The sequence below is a fragment of the Promicromonospora xylanilytica genome, from assembly GCF_054782895.1.
This window is the reverse complement of the sequence record NZ_BAAGRP010000004.1, coordinates 102,653-121,596: the sequence shown is the minus strand read 5'-3', so window position 1 is coordinate 121,596 and position 18,944 is coordinate 102,653. Positions and strand designations below refer to the sequence as shown.

Annotated in this window: 18 protein-coding genes; 9 read left to right on the top strand and 9 right to left on the bottom strand. The window is 73.1% G+C overall.

Annotation, left to right across the window (positions count from 1 at the left end; translation table 11 throughout):
- Positions 1–4: 4 nt before the first annotated feature.
- Both ACYVK7_RS05510 and ACYVK7_RS05505 read left to right on the top strand, forming a co-directional pair.
- The gene (locus ACYVK7_RS05510) at positions 5–1,144 is read left to right on the top strand and encodes a sensor histidine kinase (protein WP_460886675.1); all 1,140 of its coding nucleotides are present in this window, start codon (positions 5–7) and stop codon (positions 1,142–1,144) included.
- Entirely contained in the window at positions 1,141–1,746 is a 606-nt protein-coding gene (locus ACYVK7_RS05505; RefSeq protein ID WP_460886674.1) for a response regulator, read from the top strand. The genes ACYVK7_RS05510 and ACYVK7_RS05505 overlap by 4 nt, the downstream gene beginning before the upstream one ends.
- 13 nt (positions 1,747–1,759) lie before the next feature.
- Here the strand turns inward: ACYVK7_RS05505 and ACYVK7_RS05500 are convergent, their stop codons facing one another.
- From ACYVK7_RS05500 to ACYVK7_RS05490, 3 genes are all read right to left on the bottom strand, one after another.
- Positions 1,760–3,052, bottom strand: a complete 1,293-nt coding sequence (locus ACYVK7_RS05500) for a deoxyguanosinetriphosphate triphosphohydrolase (protein ID WP_460886673.1) — start codon at positions 3,050–3,052, stop codon at positions 1,760–1,762.
- 138 nt (positions 3,053–3,190) lie between these two features.
- The gene (locus ACYVK7_RS05495) at positions 3,191–3,364 is read right to left on the bottom strand and encodes a DUF4236 domain-containing protein (protein WP_171104560.1); all 174 of its coding nucleotides are present in this window, start codon (positions 3,362–3,364) and stop codon (positions 3,191–3,193) included.
- 147 nt (positions 3,365–3,511) lie between these two features.
- Complete coding sequence (locus tag ACYVK7_RS05490) at positions 3,512–3,967, bottom strand: VOC family protein (protein WP_460886672.1); 456 nt, start codon at positions 3,965–3,967, stop codon at positions 3,512–3,514.
- Between the two features lie 43 nt (positions 3,968–4,010).
- Between ACYVK7_RS05490 and ACYVK7_RS05485 the strand changes: the two genes are divergently transcribed.
- On the top strand, positions 4,011–4,886 hold the full coding sequence (locus ACYVK7_RS05485) for a helix-turn-helix domain-containing protein (RefSeq protein WP_460886671.1): 876 nt from the start codon (positions 4,011–4,013) through the stop codon (positions 4,884–4,886).
- A gap of 60 nt (positions 4,887–4,946) precedes the next feature.
- Complete coding sequence (gene dnaG, locus ACYVK7_RS05480; RefSeq protein ID WP_460886670.1) at positions 4,947–6,911, top strand: DNA primase; 1,965 nt, start codon at positions 4,947–4,949, stop codon at positions 6,909–6,911.
- Positions 6,912–6,923: 12 nt separating this feature from the next.
- On the opposite strand, the gene ACYVK7_RS05475 is transcribed toward dnaG, so the two are convergent.
- The 3 genes from ACYVK7_RS05475 to ACYVK7_RS05465 all read right to left on the bottom strand — a co-directional run bounded on the left by ACYVK7_RS05475 (position 6,924) and on the right by ACYVK7_RS05465 (position 10,025).
- On the bottom strand, positions 6,924–7,877 hold the full coding sequence (locus ACYVK7_RS05475; protein WP_460886669.1) for an NAD(P)/FAD-dependent oxidoreductase: 954 nt from the start codon (positions 7,875–7,877) through the stop codon (positions 6,924–6,926).
- Between the two features lie 66 nt (positions 7,878–7,943).
- Positions 7,944–9,389 (bottom strand): MDR family MFS transporter, encoded by a 1,446-nt coding sequence (locus ACYVK7_RS05470; RefSeq protein ID WP_460886668.1) that lies wholly within the window; start codon positions 9,387–9,389, stop codon positions 7,944–7,946.
- A gap of 93 nt (positions 9,390–9,482) precedes the next feature.
- Positions 9,483–10,025, bottom strand: coding sequence for a MarR family winged helix-turn-helix transcriptional regulator (locus tag ACYVK7_RS05465; RefSeq protein ID WP_460886667.1), 543 nt, complete (start codon positions 10,023–10,025; stop codon positions 9,483–9,485).
- 118 nt (positions 10,026–10,143) lie between these two features.
- Here ACYVK7_RS05465 and ACYVK7_RS05460 point away from each other — a divergent pair, with 118 nt between their 5' ends.
- Both ACYVK7_RS05460 and ACYVK7_RS05455 read left to right on the top strand, forming a co-directional pair.
- Positions 10,144–11,550, top strand: a complete 1,407-nt coding sequence (locus ACYVK7_RS05460) for an FAD-binding oxidoreductase (RefSeq protein ID WP_460886666.1) — start codon at positions 10,144–10,146, stop codon at positions 11,548–11,550.
- Between the two features lie 103 nt (positions 11,551–11,653).
- On the top strand, positions 11,654–12,373 hold the full coding sequence (locus ACYVK7_RS05455; RefSeq protein ID WP_460886665.1) for a lytic polysaccharide monooxygenase auxiliary activity family 9 protein: 720 nt from the start codon (positions 11,654–11,656) through the stop codon (positions 12,371–12,373).
- A 21-nt stretch (positions 12,374–12,394) separates the two neighbouring features.
- On the opposite strand, the gene ACYVK7_RS05450 is transcribed toward ACYVK7_RS05455, so the two are convergent.
- The 3 genes from ACYVK7_RS05450 to ACYVK7_RS05440 all read right to left on the bottom strand — a co-directional run bounded on the left by ACYVK7_RS05450 (position 12,395) and on the right by ACYVK7_RS05440 (position 16,051).
- On the bottom strand, positions 12,395–14,101 hold the full coding sequence (locus tag ACYVK7_RS05450; protein ID WP_460886664.1) for a hypothetical protein: 1,707 nt from the start codon (positions 14,099–14,101) through the stop codon (positions 12,395–12,397).
- A 68-nt stretch (positions 14,102–14,169) separates the two neighbouring features.
- Positions 14,170–15,102, bottom strand: a complete 933-nt coding sequence (locus ACYVK7_RS05445) for an aldo/keto reductase (protein WP_460886663.1) — start codon at positions 15,100–15,102, stop codon at positions 14,170–14,172.
- Between the two features lie 76 nt (positions 15,103–15,178).
- Entirely contained in the window at positions 15,179–16,051 is an 873-nt protein-coding gene (locus ACYVK7_RS05440; RefSeq protein WP_460886662.1) for an aldo/keto reductase, read from the bottom strand.
- 119 nt (positions 16,052–16,170) lie between these two features.
- On the opposite strand from ACYVK7_RS05440, the gene ACYVK7_RS05435 reads away from it, so the two are divergent.
- From ACYVK7_RS05435 to ACYVK7_RS05425, 3 genes are read left to right on the top strand one after another with little or no spacing between them, the layout of a single operon-like run.
- Positions 16,171–17,046, top strand: a complete 876-nt coding sequence (locus ACYVK7_RS05435; protein WP_460886661.1) for a LysR family transcriptional regulator — start codon at positions 16,171–16,173, stop codon at positions 17,044–17,046.
- Positions 17,047–17,093: 47 nt separating this feature from the next.
- On the top strand, positions 17,094–17,843 hold the full coding sequence (locus ACYVK7_RS05430) for a sugar phosphate isomerase/epimerase family protein (protein ID WP_460886660.1): 750 nt from the start codon (positions 17,094–17,096) through the stop codon (positions 17,841–17,843).
- Positions 17,840–18,943: a Gfo/Idh/MocA family protein gene (locus ACYVK7_RS05425; RefSeq protein WP_460886659.1), complete on the top strand. Its 1,104-nt coding sequence runs from the start codon at positions 17,840–17,842 to the stop codon at positions 18,941–18,943. The genes ACYVK7_RS05430 and ACYVK7_RS05425 overlap by 4 nt, the downstream gene beginning before the upstream one ends.
- The last annotated feature ends 1 nt before the right edge of the window (position 18,944 follow it).

Below are 18,944 nucleotides of genomic sequence, written 5' to 3'. Positions count from 1 at the left end.
GGTCGTGATCGCACAGCCCCCGGTGACGACGGCGCAGGCCGACGCGGCCCGTCGGCGGCGTACCCGGATCGGCGTGGCCATCGGCGCGCTGCTGTGGTTCGCCCTGGTGCGGAACACCCTCGTGGTCGTCCTCGACGCGCCGCAGCCGCTGGTGGTAGGAGGGGTGGTCGGGCTCGTGGGGTCCGCCGCGCTGTTCGGCTGGGTGGTGGTCCGCCACCGGACCCGGCGCCCGCGCCGGGCAGTCGGCCGGGCGGTCCTCGGTGCGCAGCTCGCGTTCGCGCTCCTGACCTGTGCCGCCGCCGCCGAGGACGGCCTGATCGGCTTCGTCCTCCTGTGCCTCAGCGCGATGTACCTGGTGCCGCGCACCCAGGCGGCGTGGCTCGTCGCCGTGACCGTCGTCGCCATGGTGGCGCTGCCCCGGGTGCTGCCCGGCTGGCACCCCGCCGACGGGAACGCCATCACGGCGGCGCTCGGCGGCGTCGCCACCTTCGCCATGCTGCAGGGCATGGAACGCAACCGCCTGCTCCTGCGCGCACAGGAGGAGGTGGCGGCGCTCGCGACCTTCCGGGAGCGCGAACGCATCACGCGGGACATGCACGACGTGCTGGGCCACTCGCTCACCGTGATCTCCGTGAAGGCCGAGCTGGCGGCCCGGCTCCTGCGCGCCGGTGCCGGCGGCGCGGGCATCGGCCGTGCGGCGGACGAGCTCGCCGACGTCCAGTCCCTTGCCCGGTCCGCGCTCGCCGACGTGCGTGGCATGATCGCCGACGAACGGCGCGTCTCCCTCGCCGGTGAGGTCGCGGCCGCGCGCGCCGCGCTCGACGCGGCGGGCATCGACGCAGACCTGCCCGGCGCCGTCGACATGGTGCCCGCCGAACGCCGCGAGCTGTTCGCCTGGGTGCTGCGCGAGGGGTCCACCAACGTGCTCCGGCACGCCGGAGCACGGCACGTCCGGGTCGACCTGACCCCCGACACCCTGGTGATCGAGGACGACGGCCAGGGCCAGGTCGTCGGCGAGTCCTCCGGCGGCCACGGCCTGAACGGCCTCGGGGCCAGGGCGCACGCGGCCGGCGCGACCCTGGAGCACGGCCCCCGGCCCGGCGGCGGGTTCCGGCTCGCCGCGACGTACGCGGGCCCGGCATGATCCGGCTCCTGCTCGCCGACGACCAGGCCCTCGTGCGGGGCGCCGTCGCAGCGCTCCTCGACCTCGAGTCCGACCTGGAGGTCGTGGTCCAGGTGGGGCGCGGCGACGAGGTCGTCGACGCCGCCCGCGAGCACTCCGTCGACGTCGCGCTGCTCGACGTCGAGATGCCCGGCCTCGACGGCGTCGCGGCCGCCGCCGCCCTCCGTGACCAGGTGCCGGGCTGCCGGTCGCTCATCGTCACCACGTTCGGCCGGCCCGGCTACCTGCGCCGTGCGCTCGACGCGGGCGCGAGCGGGTTCGTCGTCAAGGACACGCCCGCGGAGCTGCTCGCCGACGCCGTCCGCCGCGTCCACTCGGGTCTGCGCGTCGTGGACCCCGAGCTCGCCGTCGCCTCGCTGACCGTCGGCGCGAGCCCGCTCACCGACCGGGAGGCGCACGTCCTGGCGCTCGCGGCCGACGGCGGCACGGTCTCGGGGATCGCCGCCGAGGCCTACCTGTCCGAGGGCACGGTGCGGAACTACCTGTCGTCGTCGATCGGCAAGACGGGGGCGCGCACGCGCGCCGAGGCGGTCCGGATCGCGCGGGAGAACGGCTGGCTCTGACCAACCGGCACCGTCAGGACGCCCGGGTGACAAGCCTGTCGTGCAGTGCGATGGCCGACAGGTCCGTCAGCGACGCGACCTGGTCGACCACGACCCGGAGGCGGGCGGCGTCGTCGGGCGCGGCACGCCAGTCCGCGGCGAACGGTGTCTCCAGCTCGTCGGGGGCGCGGTCGGCGAGCACGCCGACCAGCTCGGCCAGGATCTCCCGCTCCCGCAGGTACCGGGGCTCCTGGCCGCGCGGCGCCATGACGTAGGCGACCGCGATGCCCTTGAGCGCGAGGATCTCGTGCTCGGTCTCGGCGGGTACCACGAGCCGGGCGGCGTACCGCGTGAGGTCGCCCTCGCCGAACTCCGCCCGCGTCGCGGAGATCGCCGCGCCGATGAACCGGCCGATGAGCTGGCTCGTCATGTCCTTGAGCGAGGCGAGGGACCTGCGCGACCCGTCGAACGCCCTGACCAGGTGCCCGACGCCGCGCAGGTAGTCCTGCAGGCGACCGATGGCCGCGTCGATGGCGTCCTGCGTGTACCACTCGCCGTACCAGGCGCGCACGTACTCGGCCACGCGCGCCCGTTCCTCGGCGTCCGCCATGAGGTCGAGGTCGACACGGCCGGCGACCACGCCGTCCTCGACGTCGTGCACCGAGTAGCTGATGTCGTCGGCGAGGTCCATGACCTGGGCCTCGAGGCACTTCACGCCGTCGGGGGCGTTCTTGCGCAGCCAGGTGAACACGGGCAGGTCGTCGGTGTAGACGCCGAACTTGCGGCTCGCCGTGCCGTCCGGCCGCGCGGGGCCCGCCCCGTAGGCCCACGGGTACTTGACGCTCGCGTCGAGGCTCGCACGGGTGAGGTTGAGGCCCGCCGGGGTGTCGTCGTCGGCGATCACCTTGGGCTCGAGCCGGGTGAGCAGGCGCAGCGTCTGCGCGTTGCCCTCGAAGCCGCCGATCGGCTGGGCGATCTCGGCGAGCGCCGTCTCGCCGTTGTGCCCGAAGGGTGGGTGCCCGAGGTCGTGGGTGAGGCACGCGGTGTCGACGACGTCGGGGTCGCAGCCCAGGGAGCGGCCCATGCCGCGGCCGACCTGCGCCACCTCGAGCGAGTGGGTCAGCCGGGTCCGTACGAAGTCGTCGTGGCCAGCGCCGAGCACCTGGGTCTTGGCGCCGAGACGCCGCAGTGCGGACGAGTGCACCACGCGGCCCCTGTCGCGTTCGAAGGGGGTACGGGCCTGCGACTTGGGCGGTTCGGACACCCAGCGCTCGGCGTCCTGCGCGCTGTACGACGGAGGGATGCTCTTCCCGAGGGCTTGCTCCACCCGTCCACTCTAGTCACGCTGGCCCACATCACCGGAATCCGGCCGGTTCCGGCCATCGGGTGCGGGCCGTCGGGGGCGGCCGGCTCGGGTGGTGTCGGCGGAGGCAGGCACGTGGCCGCTGCCTCCGCCGTGGCGGTCCTACTTGTTGTTGCTGTACCAGCTCAGGCCGCCGGGCAGGTTGATCGAGTGCTTCTTGGTCCGGGAGTTCCAGGTCCAGGGACCGATCTTGAAGCTCATGGACGACAACCCCTTCTGGGTGATGTTGAACTTGAGCGGGCCGAGCGACAGCCTCTTGCGATACCGGATTCCCATGTTCCTGACTTTCCTCCTCGGGTCGGGGCAAAGCGTACCGAACTGCGCTAGCCCGGCAAACCGCACTCGCCCGTTGACCACAGCTGCTGCTGCCGGCCGAGGGACCTGTCCGGCAGCAACTGCTGTGCTCATCCGATCCGACTCGGGTCACGACTCGCGGGAGGTCGTCCAGGTCTCGCTTGCTTGCTGGACCGCTTCCGTCGTGACCGAGTCCGCCACCGTGACGAAGTACCAGCGGTGGCCGAACGGGCAGCGGACCGCGGCCTGCCGGAACCCCTCGAACCAGTCGCCGGGCTCGGCCAGGCTGGTCGCGCCGGCCTCGATCGCCCGGGCGTAGGCCGCGTCCGTGTCCTCGACCGGGATCGTGAAGCTCGCATGCGTGGGCGCGCCCGGCTCGGGCGCGACGGAGTCGGGCGGGAACGCCCCGGCGACGGTGAACGTCGACTCACCGGCGGCGGACCGCAGGACCAGGTCGGAGTGGATCACCGCGTCTCCGGCGGTGATCACGGACAGCGTCTCGGCGCCGAGCGCGGCCTCGTAGAAGGCGATGGCGGCGCGCGCGTCGCCCACGGCGATGTTGGGGTGCAGGGCTGAGTTCCTCATGTGACCGATGCTTCCGCCGCCGGTCTGTGCCAGTCTTGGAAGAATGCGACAGGTGTTCGACGGCTGCCCCGCCGTCACGCAGGCGCTCGAGTCCGGGCCGACCCTCGGCATCGTGAACCCGGCGCGGGCGCGCGACCGGTTCACGCTCGCTCGCGTCGAGCCGGTGCCAGACCTCGCCGACCTTGTCGACTGGCACTGGGTGATCACCTGGGACCTGCCGCCGGGCGTCACGTTCACGCAGGCCGTGGTGCCCCACCCGGTCGGCCAGGTCGTCGCGGAGGAGCCCGGCTTCCTCGCCTACGCCATGCCCGCTGCGGCCGTCGACCGGCGCACCCTGTCCGGCTCGGGCGGCGTCGTCGGTACCAAGCTGCGCCCCGGCGGCTACCGCGCGCTGCTCGGGCTGCCGCACCCGGGCGAGTGCGGCGCCGTCGGCCCCGCCACGTTCCTCGGCCCGACGGCGGACCGGGCCGGCGCCGAAGCCATCGACCAGGCCCGGAGCGGCCGGGCCGACGCCGCCGTCCGGACCGTCACCCCGCCGCTCGCCGCCGCCGAGCGCACCCGGACATCACGGTCCACCGCGGCGCTGGCCGACCTGGCCGAGGCGTTCGCGGCGATCGCCGACGCCGTGCCCGGCACGACCGTCGCTGCGCTCGCGACCGGGCTCGGCACCACGCCGCGCTCGCTGCAGCGCCTGTTCGCCGAATGGGTGGGCGTGAGCCCCAAGTGGGTGCTGCGGCGGCACCGGGTGCATCTCGCCGCCGAGCTGCTGGGCCGCGACCCGGCGCTCGACCTGGCGGGGCTCGCGGCCGCCGTCGGCTACTACGACCAGGCCCACTTCACCGGGGACTTCGTGCGGGCGCTCGGCGTGGCCCCCGGCGAGTACGCGCGGACGTGCGCGGCGGCGCGGAGGGGCCGTTGACCGGGGCGGGGTGTGGACGGCGGCACCGTGGTGTCGGCGCGCGAGCATAGACTTCGAGGCGTGGCCGGGCTGATCAGACGTGAGGATGTGGACCAGGTCCGCGAACGCGCGCGGATCGACGAGATCGTCTCGGCGCACGTGACCCTCAAGCCCGCCGGGGTGGGCGCGCTGGTGGGTCTGTGCCCGTTCCACGACGAGCGCAGCCCGAGCTTCAACGTGCGCCCGAGCGTCGGCCGCTACCACTGCTTCGGTTGTGGCGAGGGCGGCGACGTCATCGAGTTCGTCATGAAGATGGACGGGCTGAGCTTCACCGAGGCCATCGAGTACCTCGCGGGCAAGACCGGCGTGCAGCTGCGCTACGAGGAGGGTGGCAACGCCCGTCCGCGTGAGGAGCCGGGCAAGCGCCAGCGCCTGCTGGAGGCCAACAAGGTGGCCGCGGAGTTCTACGCCGAGCAGCTCATGGGCCCTGGCGCGGCGGCGGCGCGTACGTTCCTCGCCGAGCGCAGCTTCGACCGGTCCGACGCCGAGCGGTTCGGCGTCGGGTTCGCGCCCAAGGGCTGGGACGCGCTGCAGCGACACCTCCAGGGCAGGGGCTTCACGCAGGCCGAGCTGGTGGCCAGCGGGCTGATGTCGCAGGGTCAGCGCGGTATCTACGACCGGTTCAGGGGACGGGTGATGTGGCCCATCCGGGACGTGACGGGTGCCGTGATCGGCTTCGGCGCGCGTCGCCTGTTCGAGGACGACCAGGGCCCCAAGTACCTCAACACCCCCGAGACCAGCCTCTACAAGAAGTCGCACGTGCTGTACGGGATCGACCTCGCCAAGCGGGCGATCGCCAAGGACAAGAAGGTGGTCGTGGTCGAGGGGTACACCGACGTCATGGCGGCGCACCTGTCCGGTGTGGCGACGGCGGTGGCCACGTGCGGTACGGCGTTCGGCGGCGACCACGCCAAGGTGGTGCGCCGCCTGCTCGGCGACACGACGGCGGGCGGTGGCCTGCAGCTCACGTCCGGCGCGACCATGGGCGGCGAGATCATCTTCACGTTCGACGGGGACGCTGCGGGGCAGAAGGCCGCCGAGCGGGCGTACGGCGAGGACCAGCGGTTCTTCGCGCAGACGTTCGTCGCGGTGGCCGACGGCGGCATGGACCCCTGCGACCTGCGCATGGCCAAGGGCCCCGAGGCGGTGCGCGCGCTGGTCGACAGCCGCAAGCCCCTGTTCGCCTTCGTCATCCAGGCCAAGCTCAGGCAGTTCGACCTGAACACCGTGGAGGGCCGCGTGTCCGCCGTGCGGGCCGCCGCGCCGGAGATCGTCGGTATCCGGGACCGCAGCCAGCGCGACGGCTACATGCGCGAGGTCGCGGGCTGGATCGGCACGGAGATCGACGAGGTGCGGCGCGAGGTCGGCCGCGCGGCGTCCACGCCGTCCCTGCGCCGCGCGCCGGACCGGCCGGACGGGGATCGATCCGCGGCGCCGGACAGCGACGGCGGGCTGCCCGGCGGGGAGGACCGCCCGGCGTCGGGCGCCCAACCGCAGCTGCCCGCGCCCGACCCGCGCGACCCCGTGGCGCGTGACGAGCGCCTCGCGCTCGTCGCGGTGCTGCAGTACCCGCAGCACGTGCCCGCGTCGTTCGACACGCTCGGTGAGGACGCGTTCTCCGTGCCGGCCTGGCGTGCCGTGCACACGGCGATCCGCGCGGCCGGGGGAGCGGCGGCCGGGCGCGACGTGTCGGCGGCGCAGTGGGTCGCGGCCGTCCTGGAGCAGGCCTCGGAGACCGTCGCGGGCATCGTCACGCAGCTGTCGGTGGCGTCCCTCCCGGAGGACCGGGAGGCGGCCATCGCCGCGTTCGTCGAGGGTGTGGTGCACCGCGTCCTCGACCTGGGGCTGATGCGGCGGGTCGCCGACGCGCGCAGCCGCCTGCAGCGCCTCGACCCGGCGGACACCGAGGCCTACCAGGCGGCGTTCGCCGAGCTCCTGACGATCGAGGCCGAACGCCGCACCCTCCGCGAGGGTGCGAGCGCGTAGCACCCGACGCCGTCAGGGGTGGGCGCGAGCCAGCAGCTCACCGTCGGCCGAGGTCGCCGCCATCAGCCCGGACGCCGCCGCCATGAGCACCGACGCGAGCGGCATGGGCGTGGCGGACGTGTGCGCCATGTCGCCCGCCGCGAACACGCCCGGCACGCTCGTGCGTCCCATGGCGTCGACCTCGACGGCGCCCGACTCCTGCAGCCGTAGGCCGAGCTGTGCCGCGAACGGGGCGCGCTGGGCGAACTCGGTCGCCACGAAGACGCCGCCCACCTCCTCGTCGGGCCCGTCGGCGAACGACACGGTGGCGCCGGCTGTGCTGCGGCTCAGCTCCTTGACGGGCTCGAGCCGCACGGTGACGCCCCCGCGGTCGAGCTGGGCGCGGAGGCCCGGTTCGAGCTCCGCGCCGTCGGCCAGGACGGTGAGGCGGCTCGCGATGCGCTCCAGCAGGAACGCGACCCTGGCCACGTGGGGGCCGCCGCCGAGCACCGCGACGTGCTTGCCGCTCAGCTCGTGCCCGTGACAGTACGGGCAGACTGCGGCCACCGTGCCGAACAGCGCCTCCAGGCCGGGGACGGCAGGGACCGTGTCCCGCAGCCCGGTGGCGAGCACGACCGTCCGGGCCGCGGCCGGCTCCGTGCCCGCGGCACCCGGCCCGGCCCCGAGGCCGACGCGGAACGCGTCGCCGTCCGGCACGACGGTGGTCGCGGCAGCCTCGCGGACCGTCACCGTCGCGTAGGCCGTCAGCTCGGCACGGGCCGCGGCGCGGAACTCGGCGGGCGGCGTGCCGTCGCGCGTCACGAAGTTGTGCAGGTGCTCCGCGCGAGCGTTGCGGTACTCGCCGGAGTCGAGCAGCAGCACGCTCCGGTGCATACGGCCGAGCGTGAGGGCCGCCTGCAGCCCGGCCGGGCCGCCGCCGATGACCACGGCGTCGTAGGGGCTGGTCGAGGGGTCTGTCGTGGACATCGAGGGCTCCGTCTCCTGGGGCGTCGTGCGTACCGCCCCAGCCTCCGACTTCAGGTCAACATGAAGTCAAGCCCCTGAGCCAGTCGTGTCCCTCGGGTGGTCGCGGGGGAGCAGCAGCGCGGTCACGGTCAGCAGGGCCGCGCACGCGGCGACGGACCAGAACACCAGGTGCATGGCCTGGGCCAGTCCCGGGCCCTCCGGGGTGCCGTTCGGGCCCACCGTCGTCACGGCGTTCACCACGGCGCCGAGCGCGGCCACGCCGACCGCCTGCCCGATCGACCGGGCGAACATGTTGGTGGCGGTCACCGCCCCGCGCTCGCCCCAGCCCACGCTGTGCTGCGCGGCCAGCAGCGTCGGCACGGAGACCATGCCCATGCCGAGGCCGATCACGAACACCGCGGCGGAGACGTGCCAGAACTGGGAGTCGGTGCCCAGGCCGAGCGTGAGGAGCGACCCGGCCAGCGCCGTCCCCGCCCCGATCGCGCCGGTCCAGCGAAATCCGATCGACAGGTAGACCCGGCCCGAGAGGGTCGACGCCAGCGGCCAGCCGACCATGAGGGAGGCCAGCGCGAACCCCGCGACGAGCGGCCCGGTGCCGAGCACGCCCTGCGCGTAGATCGGCACGTAGGTGGTCAGGCCCAGCGTGATGACGCCGATCATGAGCGACGCCGCCGTCGACGCCCCGACCACCCGGCGGCGCAGGAGCCCCAGGTCGAAGATCGGGTGCGCACTCCTGCGGGCCGACACGGCGAACGCCGCGAGCAGCAGGGCCGAGCCGGCGAAGATCCCGATCGACTGCGGCGACGACCAGCCCCAGGTCGCGCCGCCCTCGAGCAGGCCCAGCACCAGGAGCGTGCTCCCGCCGGTCAGCAGCACGGCGCCGAGGTAGTCGATCGGCTCGCGCGCACCCTCGCGCCGCTTCTCGTGGAACCGGCGCCAGAGCACGGCGGCGGCGACGGCGGCGACCGGCACGTTGACCCAGAAGATCCAGCGCCAGCTCACGAACTCGCTGAACACGCCGCCGAGGGTGGGGCCGAGCACGGACGACACGGCCCACACGCTCGCGAGGTACCCCTGGATCTTGGCGCGCTCGGCGATCGTGTAGATGTCGCTGGCGATGGTCATGGACACCGGCATGATCGCGCCGGCGCCCAGGCCCTGCAGCACCCGGAACCAGATGAGCGCCGGCATGCTCCAGGCGACGGCGCACAGCACCGAGCCGAGCAGGAACAGCCCGATCCCGGCCAGCATCACGCGCTTGCGCCCGAACACGTCGGCCAGGCGCCCGTACAGCGGGACGGTCACCGCCTGGGCCAGCGTGTACGCGGAGAACAGCCAGGGCACCTGGTCGAACGCGCCGAGCTCCCGTGCGACGGTGGTCGACGCCGTGGCGAGGATCGTGACGTCGAGGGCCACGAGCGCCGTCGAGAGCATCAGTGCGCCGAGCACCGGGCCGCGGTCGCCGCGCAGGCCGAGACGCACGTCGACGGTGCCGGCGGGCGGCGCGGTCATGTCCTGGCCTTTCGAGTGTGCTGCACGACACATGACAAGTTGCCCGGGGCATCGCCTATTCCCGGTTCCCGGCCCACGCGACCCGGGGCGGCGTCAGGCACGGCGGTTCCCCGGCCAGCCCTCCGGGACGGCGCCACGACCGCCGTCGGGCACCGAGTCGGCGAGCCGGCGGAGCGTGTCGAAGAACGCGTCGACGTCGGCCTCGTCCTGACCCACCGCACCGCGCAGCGTCCGGTCGAACGAGATCGCGGCGGTCTTGAGCCTGCGGTACAGCGCGGCGCCCGCCTCGGTGACCTCGATGCGCTGCACGCGGCGGTTCGACGCCTCCCGGGTGCGCAGGACGAGCCCCCGCTCCTCCATGCCGCGCAGGTGGTGCGTCAGCGTCGCCTCCCGGATGCCGACGGCGCGGGCGAGCTCCCGCTGGGTGGCCGGCGTGCCCTGGTGCAGGGCGAGCAGGATGTGCCAGACCTGCCAGCTCCCGCCCTCCTCGGTCAGCAGCGCGTCGAACGAGCGCATCACCCGCTGCACCGTGTGCCACATCGTGACCGCCACCGGCCGCGGGCCGCCCGCCTCCTCGCCCGGCCCCACCCCGCTCCCGCCGCCTGGTCCGCCGCCGGCCTGCCCGCTTGGTCGCATGGGCGCAGACTAGTTCGAAGCTGGCCGAATTGCATTGACGCCTAATCCTTAGATGTCTAACGTCGGCGTTCGACGCCACCCGGCGCCGAGCTCGACCGCACTGACCAGGAGGCTTGAGATGTCCATGCAGGACAGCACCACCGCACGGCACTCCCCGGAGGCGCCCGAGAGCGCCCTGGCCCCGCTTGCGGCCACCCTCGGTGACCGCCTGCTCACCCCGGCCGACGACGAGTTCGCCGACGCGGCGACCCTGTTCGTCGGCGGCCCGGCGCGGACCCCGGCGGCGGTCGCCCGAGTGCGGACCACCGACGAGGTGGTGGCGGCGATCGCCGTCGCGCGGGACGCCGGCCTGCCCCTCGCGGTGCGCGCCGGCGGTCACCACCAGGCACGGCACGGCGTGGTCGACGGCGGGCTCGTGCTCGACCTGCGCCTCATGGACGGCGTCCGGATCGACGCGGCCGGCGGCGTCGGGCACGCGCAGGGCGGTGTGCTCGCCGGCGCGTACACCGCCGCGGCCGGCGAGCACGGGCTGGCGACGGGGTTCGGCGACACGGCGAGCGTCGGTGTCGCGGGCATCACCCTCGGCGGCGGCATCGGGTACCTCAGCAGGCGCGACGGGCTCACCGTCGACAACCTGCTCGGCGCGGAGGTCGTCCTCGCCGACGGCCGGGTGGTGCAGACGGGCCCCGACGAGCACCCCGACCTCTACTGGGCGCTGCGGGGCGGCGGCGGCAACTTCGGCGTCGTGACCCGGCTGGACCTGCGCCTGCGGGAGCTCCGTACGGTCACGGGCGGGATGATGATGTGGGCGCCCGGCCCGGCCACGCTCACGACGGTGCTACGGGCGTTCACCGAGGGGCCCGACGAGTTCGCGGGCATGGTGAACGTGATGGTGGCGCCGCCGGCGCCCATGATCCCGGCAGAGCTGCACGGCACGCCGATCATCATGGCGCTGGTGTGCCACTCGGGTACCGCTACCGAGGCGGACGAGGTGTTCGCTCCGCTGCGGGCCCTCGGCCCGGTGCTCGACAGCGTCCAGGAGATCCGGTACCCGGCGATGTTCGAGGGGCCGGGTGGTCCGCCGCCCGGCGGGATGGGCGACGCCCGGACCGGGTTCCTCGGCGAGGGGGCCTGGACGCCCGACGACGCATGGGCGGCCGAGGTGATCCAGGCGGTGTCCGGCGCGGGCGGTCCTGCCGCGGTGAACCTGCGCCCGATGGGTGGTGCGATCGCGCAGGTCGACCCGGCGGCGACCGCCTTCGCGCACCGGGACCCGGCCCTCATGGTCACGGTCGGCAAGGCCGCGCCGACCCTCGACGCGCTGCCCGTCGCGAGCCAGTGGGTGCGTTCGACGGCGGAGGCGTTCGGCGTCGGCGGGCGCGGCTACGTCAACTTCATGGGGAGCGCCACGGAGCAGGACGTGCGCAACGCCTACCCCGAGGGGACGCTCGCTCGGCTGCGCGAGGTGAAGCGGGCGTACGACCCACACAACCTGTTCGCGTCGAACCACAACGTGGCGCCCTGAGCCGTCGGCACGCGGTTAAACGTTACGGAGCGTTGTCCGGCGCCCGTCGCACTCCGAGGATCGAGCACACCTGATCCTCGGAGCATCGACGAAGGAGCTGGACGTGACCCTCTACAAGACGCTCGGCCGGGTCCGGGCGACGGCGCTGGTCGCCGCGCTGGGCCTGCTCATGGCGGCGGCGATCGTCGTCGTCCAACCGAACCCGCCCGCCGCGTACGCGCACGGCGGACTCACCTACCCGGCCACCCGCACGTACGCGTGCTACGTGGACGGCATCGAGAACGGCCAGGGTGGTGGCCTGAACCCGCAGAACCCGATGTGCCAGAACGCATACGCCGTGAACGGCAACTACCCGTTCTACAACTGGTTCGGCAACCTGCTCAGCGACGCGGACGGACGACACCAGGAGGTCGTCCCGGACGGGAACCTGTGCGGCCCGCAGGAGTCGTTCTCCGCGTTCCGTGAGCCGGGCACCGAGTGGCCGACGACGACGCTGACCGCCGGCCAGACGATCACGTTCCAGTACAACGCCTGGGCCAAGCACCCCGGCACCTGGTCGCAGTACATCACCAAGGACGACTGGGACCCGAACCAGCCGCTGGCCTGGGACGACCTCGAGCCCGTCCCGTTCAACGAGGTGACGGACCCGCCGCTGCGCTCGGGTGGTCCGCAGGGCGACGAGTACTACTGGGACGCCACGCTCCCGGACAAGTCCGGCAACCACATCATCTACTCGATCTGGACGCGGTCGGACAGCCCGGAGGCGTTCTACAACTGCGCTGACGTGGTCTTCAGCCTGCCCACACCGACCTCGCCGAGGTAGGAGCCGGCGTGCTCCGTGCGACTACCTGCCCGGTTCGGGCGCACGGAGCGCGCCCACGACAAGGACGCCGGCCAGGGCGTAGCCGCCCACCTGGAGCAGGCGCAGGGCGGTCGCGAGCGCCAGGCTGGCAGCGGCGTTCTCCATCGTGCCGACGACGGCGGCGATCGCGGCGGCGCCCAGCAGCACGGCCGCGGCGATCCGGGTGCGGCGGTGCGGGTAGCCGAGCAGGGCCGCCGCCAGCAAGGGCGCGAGGCCGGACACCAGGATCGGCAGCACGAACTGGGGGAGGAACGCCGGATTCGAGGCGTACACCGTGATGCCGGGGTTGGTGAGTGACTGTATCGGTGGGGCGGCGAGCACCAGGGGCACGACCGCCAGCCAGCGCCACGCCGTGCTTCCGTGCCCTGGCCGCAGAACGCCGGCCCACGCGAGCGCGAGGGACAGGCCGAGCGCGATGAACGGCAGTCCTGCACGGAGGTCGACCGTTCCACCTGCTGCCGTCCAGCTCACCAGGAGGGCGAGCCCCAGGGCCCCCGCGAAGACGGTCGCCGTGAGGAGCACGCCGCGCACCCTGAGAGTCGCCGCGCCGGCCGCGAGCACGAACGCCGTGAACGTGGACGCGTTGACCAGCAGTCCGGTCAGCGACACCAGGCCGGCTCCGCCGGGCTGGATCCCGGGGCCGTACGCGAACATGCGCGGCACGGCCAGGGCGACGGTCAGCACCAGCACCGTCAGGGCGGCGAGGGTCAGGGTTCTGATTCGGCGTGACGCGAAGGGCGGGCGGGTTCCGGCGTCGTCGTCGGCCTCGGGACGCGACGACGGCACGACGACGACCGCCGTGTCGGACATCGTGACGACCTCCGCGTCGGCCGCCGCCGTCGACGCGACGCCGGCTGCCTCGTCGAGGCTGCCGGTGTCGAGCTGATCGGCGTCCTCGGAACCTGGGTGCTGCCCGTCGCCGTCCGCCACCCGACGTGACGGCGCGAGGATGGCGGCGAGCGCGCACACGAACGCCAGCCCCATCGCGACCAGTACGGAGGGGACCGGCTGCCGGCCCAGCACGAGCGAGGAGCCGTACACGCCCAGGCCGGCGAGCACGATGAGTACTGCTCCGGTGATCTGTGGTCCACGGTCGGGCAGACTGACGAGTCCTGCGGCGAGGATGGTGAGGGCGGCGGGGATGCCGAGGGCGACGACGAGGACCGGCAGCCACGCCGCATCCCAGTAGGCGCCTGTTCCAGGGATCCGTGCCAGCACGGGGGCGAGCGCGACCAGGATGAGCGGTGCCCACGGCCGCCGGTCCGTGCGTGAGCTGATCCACCAGGCAAGGGCCAGCGCGACCAGGGCCAGGGCGAGCTGGATCGGTGCGGACCAGAGACGACTGAGAGTGTCGGCTCGGGCGACGCCGCCGTCCGCGGGCAGGCCGAGCCAGACCAGACTCACGAGATACAGCACGGTGGTGACGCTCACGACCAGCAAGAACGTCTGCGAACCGCGAGCGACCGCTGCACCTGCGAGCACGAGCATGCTCACCGTCAGTATCGGGGCGACGAACGCCACCACCGCCCAGGCATTGGTGTAGTACGCCGCAGAGAAGACAACTCCGGGAACGGCGAACAGCCCGGACACCGCCAGCAGCAGCGCTGCGGCCAGGGTGAATACGCCGGTGCGACCGAACGGCGCTGGTGGCGCGGGCGTTGCGCGCCGGTCCGGCTGGGGTGTGGTCATGGAGGCCACCCTGGCAGAGGTGGACCCCTGGTCTCGACAAGCTCGACCAGCGGTCCACCTCCTACGCGTCACGGCACCGTGTAGCCCGCCGCGCGGAACATCTCGTACCACTCCGCGCGCGTCAGCGGCACGTCGGAACCGAGTGCCGCACCGGCCACCCGTTCCGGGTTGGTCGTGCCGAGCACCACCTGCATCCGCGCGGGGTGGCGCGTGATCCAGGCGGTGGCGATCGCGATGGCCGGCACGTCGTACTGCGCGGCGAGCCGGTCGATCACCGCGTTCAGCTCGGGGTAGTCGGGCGAGCCGAGGAACACCCCGTTGAAGAACCCGGCCTGGAACGGCGACCAGGCCTGCACCGTGATGTCGTTCAGGCGGCAGTAGTCGAGGGTGCCGGAGTCGCGGCTGATCGACTGGTCCAGCGCCTGCATGTTCGCGGCGACACCCTGTGCGACGAGCGGGGCGTGGGTCACGGAGAGCTGGAGCTGGTTGGCGACGATCGGCTGCGACACCGACCTGCGCAGCAGCTCGATCTGGCCGGGCGTGTGGTTGGAGACGCCGAACGAGCGCACCTTGCCCGCCGCCGACAGCTCGTCGAAGGCCCGCGCCACCTCGTCCGGCTCCACGAGGGCGTCCGGGCGGTGCAGCAGCAGGATGTCGATGTAGTCGGTGCCGAGCGCGGCCAGCGAGCCGTCGACGGACTCGATGATGTGCTCGTACGAGAAGTCGAAGTACGGCCCCTCGCGGACGATGCCGGCCTTGGTCTGGAGCACGATCTCCTCGCGCTCGGACGACGTGAGCCGCATCGCCTCGGCGAACCGCTTCTCGCACCCGTGCAGCGCGGAGCCGTAGACGTCGGCGTGGTCGAAGAACGAGATGCCCGCGTCCCGGGCGGTCTTGACCAGGGTGCGCACCTCCTCGTCGGTCTTCTCCTGGATGCGCATCAGGCCCAGGACGACGTTGGGGACGGTGAGCTGCGTCCCCGGCAGGGTAAAGGTCTTCATGAGGTCCTTGTCTCGTGGTTCGTGGGTCGTCGCACGGGTCGCGGCGTGAGTCGCCGCGTGGGTACGGCCGAGCGGTTCAGGCGCCGGCGGCGCTGAGCCGCGCCACCTCGTCCTCAGTGAGCACGAGGTCCGTCGCCTGCGCGGAGTCCTGGACGCTCTCGGGCCGCGACGCGCCGGGGATCGGCACGACGACCGGGGCGAGCGCGAGCTGCCACGCGAGCGTCACGCGGAACGGCGAGACGTCGTGCGCCTGGGCCACGTCGAGGAACGCCGCGTACTCCGCTCCGAGCTCACCCGATCGGGCGAGCGCGATGCCGCCCAGCGGGCTCCACGGCAGGAACGCGATGCCCAGCTCGGCGCAGAGCTCCAGCTCGGGCAGCGACGAGCGGAACCGCGGCGAGAACTGGTTCTGGACCGAGACGAGGCGGCCGCCCAGGATCTCGTTGGCCTCCCGGATCTGGTCGGGGTTCGCGTTGGAGATGCCCGCCATCTCGATGACGCCCTCGTCGAGCAGGTCGCGGATCGCGCCCACGGAGTCGCCGTAGGGCACGTTCGGGTCCGGGCGGTGGAACTGGTACAGGCCGATGGCCTCGACCCCGAGCCGCTGGGCCGACGCCTTCGCCGCCTCCTTGAGGTACTCGGGCCGACCGTCCTTGGTCCAGGTGCCGTCGCCCGGGCGCAGGTGCCCGCCCTTGGTGGCGACCAGCACGCCGGAGGTGTCGCCGCCGTAGGAGCGCAGCGCCTCGGCGATGAGCTCCTCGTTGTGGCCCACCTCGTCGGCGTGCAGGTGGTAGGCGTCGGCGGTGTCGATGAACGTGACGCCGGCGTCGAGGGCCGCATGGATCGTGGCGATCGACCGGTCCCGGTCGGGCCGCCCCTCGATGGACATCGGCATGCCGCCGAGGCCGATCGCGGAGACGGACCGGCCGCCGATGGTGCGGTGCTGCATGAGTAGCTCCTCGTGTCGCAACGGTTTTCGAGCCTGAGAGTAGAAAGCGATAACCTAGAAGTCCAACAACTCCGGATCATCATTCCTAGAACTGGTACTGCTTAATGGAACTGCGTCAGATGGAATACCTCGTCGCGCTCGCGGACGAGCGCCAGTTCACCAGGGCCGCCGAGGTCACCGGCGTCTCCCAGTCCGGGCTGTCCGCCGCGATCCGTAACCTCGAGGTCGAGCTGGGTACCAGGCTGTTCACGCGGACCACGCGCAAGGTCGAGCCGACCGAGGCCGGCCTCGCACTGCTGCCCTTCGCCCGCACCATGCTCTCCTCCGCGACGGAGGCGCGCGACGCGGTGGTGCAGGTCTCCCGCGAGCTCGCGGGCACGCTGCGGGTCGGGTCCGAGCAGTGCCTCGGTGTCGTGGACGTCGCCTCGCTGCTCGAACGCTTCCATCGCCGCTACCCGCGCGTGGAGATCGCGTTCACGCAGGCGGGTTCCCACGAGCTCCTGGCAGGAGTGCGCGACGGCGACCTGGACGCCGCGTTCGTGGCCACCACCGACCACGTGGGCGTGCTGCCGCGCACGGTTCTCGGCGAGGAGCCGGTGGTGCTGCTGTGCCCGCCGGAGCACGCCCTGGCCTCTCGCCAGGCCGTGGACCGGGCCGAGCTCGGGAGCGAGAGCTTCATCGACTTCCACCCGTCGTGGGCGGTCCGCCGCATGAACGACGACGCCCTCGGTACGCGGGGTGTGCACCGCCGGGTGCGGTTCACCGTCAACGACGTGCACACGCTCCTCGACCTGGTCGGCCGCGGGCTCGGTGTCGCCCTCGTGCCCCGGCACGTGGCGGGCAAGCCGCAGGCCGCCCGGCTGGTCGCCGTCCCGGTCGTGCCGGACGGCTCGGCGGACTGGGTGGTCTCGGTGGTGACAGGGCCGGACCGCCACGACTCACCGTCGCCGCACCTGCTGGAGCTCCTCGAGGACGCGCAGAATCTTCCACTGTAAGAATTTTTGGGTACGATCGTCGTCACCGTGCCGAACGAGGGAGTTCCATGCCGACGACGAAGCCGACACCATCTGTACAGCTCTACTCGGTCCAGAAGGCCGTCGACCAGGACCTGGACGGCACGGCGGTCCGCCTGGCCGAGATCGGGTTCGAGCACGTCGAGCCGTACGCCTTTCACGAGCGCACGGCCCAGTACGGCCGCGCGTTCGCGGCGGCGGGCCTGACGGCGCCGTCCGGGCACGCGCCGGTGCTCGCCTCGGACGCACCCGAGGAGATCTTCGACGCCGCGGCGACGCTGGGCCTGACCACGGTCATCGACCCGCACGTGCCGGCGGAGCACTGGCAGACGGCCCAGCAGGTGGCCGAGCTCGCCGAGCGCGTGAACCGGATCGCGCCGCTGGCCGCCGAGCGTGGCCTCGAGCTCGGGTACCACAACCACGGCTGGGAGCTGAGCACCCGCATCGAGGGCCGGCACGCGCTGGAGCTCTTCGCCGAGCACCTGGACCCGGCGGTCGTGCTGGAGGTGGACACCTACTGGAGCGGCGTGGGCGGCGCCGACACCCCGGCCCTGCTCGCCGCGCTCGGCGACCGCGTACGGCTCATCCACGTCAAGGACGGCACGCTCGACGGGAACGTCGACGCACAGCAGCCGGCCGGCTCCGGCGAGCTGGACGTGCCGGCGATCCTCGCCGCCGCACCGCTGGCGAGACGGGTGATCGAGTTCGACGCGTACGCCGGTGACGTGTTCGAGGGCATCGCGCGGTCGTTCGCATGGCTGACGGAGAACGACCGATGAGCGGGGCGGCGGGCGTCGGCGTCATCGGCGCGGGCAACATCTCGACGCAGTACCTGGAGAACCTGGCCAGGTTCCCCGACGCCGAGGTCCGCTTCGTCGCCGACCTCGACCGGGACCGCGCCGCCGCGCAGGCCCAGGCGTACGGGGTCGCCGCGTGGGGGACGGTGGACGAGCTGCTGGCGCGCGAGGACATCGAGGTGGTCGTGAACCTCACCGTGCCCGCCGTGCACGCCGACGTCGGGCACCGCGTCCTCGCCGCGGGCAAGCACGTGTGGAGCGAGAAGCCGCTGGCCCTCGACCAGGACGCGGCGTCCGCCCTGCTGGCCGACGCAGAGACGCGCGGACTGCGCGTCGCGTGCGCGCCGGACACGGTGCTGGGTGCCGGCATCCAGACGGCGCTGCGGGCGATCGCGCGCGGCGACATCGGGGAGCCCCTGACGGCGACCACGATGTTCCACGTGCCGGGCCCGGAGTCGTGGCACCCCAGCCCCGACTTCCTGTTCGCGCACGGCGCGGGTCCGCTGTTCGACATGGGCCCCTACTACGTGACCACGCTCGTGCACGTCTTCGGGTCCGCGACCCGGGTGCATGCGGTCTCCTCCACCTCGCGGCCCACCCGCACCATCGGCAGCGGCCCCCGCGCCGGCGAGGTGTTCGACGTGCTGGTCCCGACGCACCACGCCGCCCTGATCGAGTTCGGCGAGGGGCGGTCGGCGCAGTCGACGTTCTCGTTCCAGCACGCGCTGCCCCGGAACGGCTTCGTGGAGATCAACGGCACCGAGGGCACCATCAGCCTGCCGGACCCCAACGAGTTCGGCGGGGACTCGACCCTGTGGCGCCTCGGCTCCGAGGAGCCGACGACGCTCCCGGCGACCGGGCCAGACCTCGGCCGCGGCGCCGGCGTGGTCGACCTGGTGCGCTCGATCCGCGACGGAGTCACCGAGCGTGCGTCGGGCGCGGTCGCCGCGCACGTGCTGGACATCCTGCTCGCCGTCCGCGACGCGGCGGACGGCGGAAAGCCCGTGGAGATCGACTCCGCCGTCGGGCCGGTCGCGCCGCTGCCGGAGGGCTGGGACGCCACCGTCGCGACGGCGGGCTGAG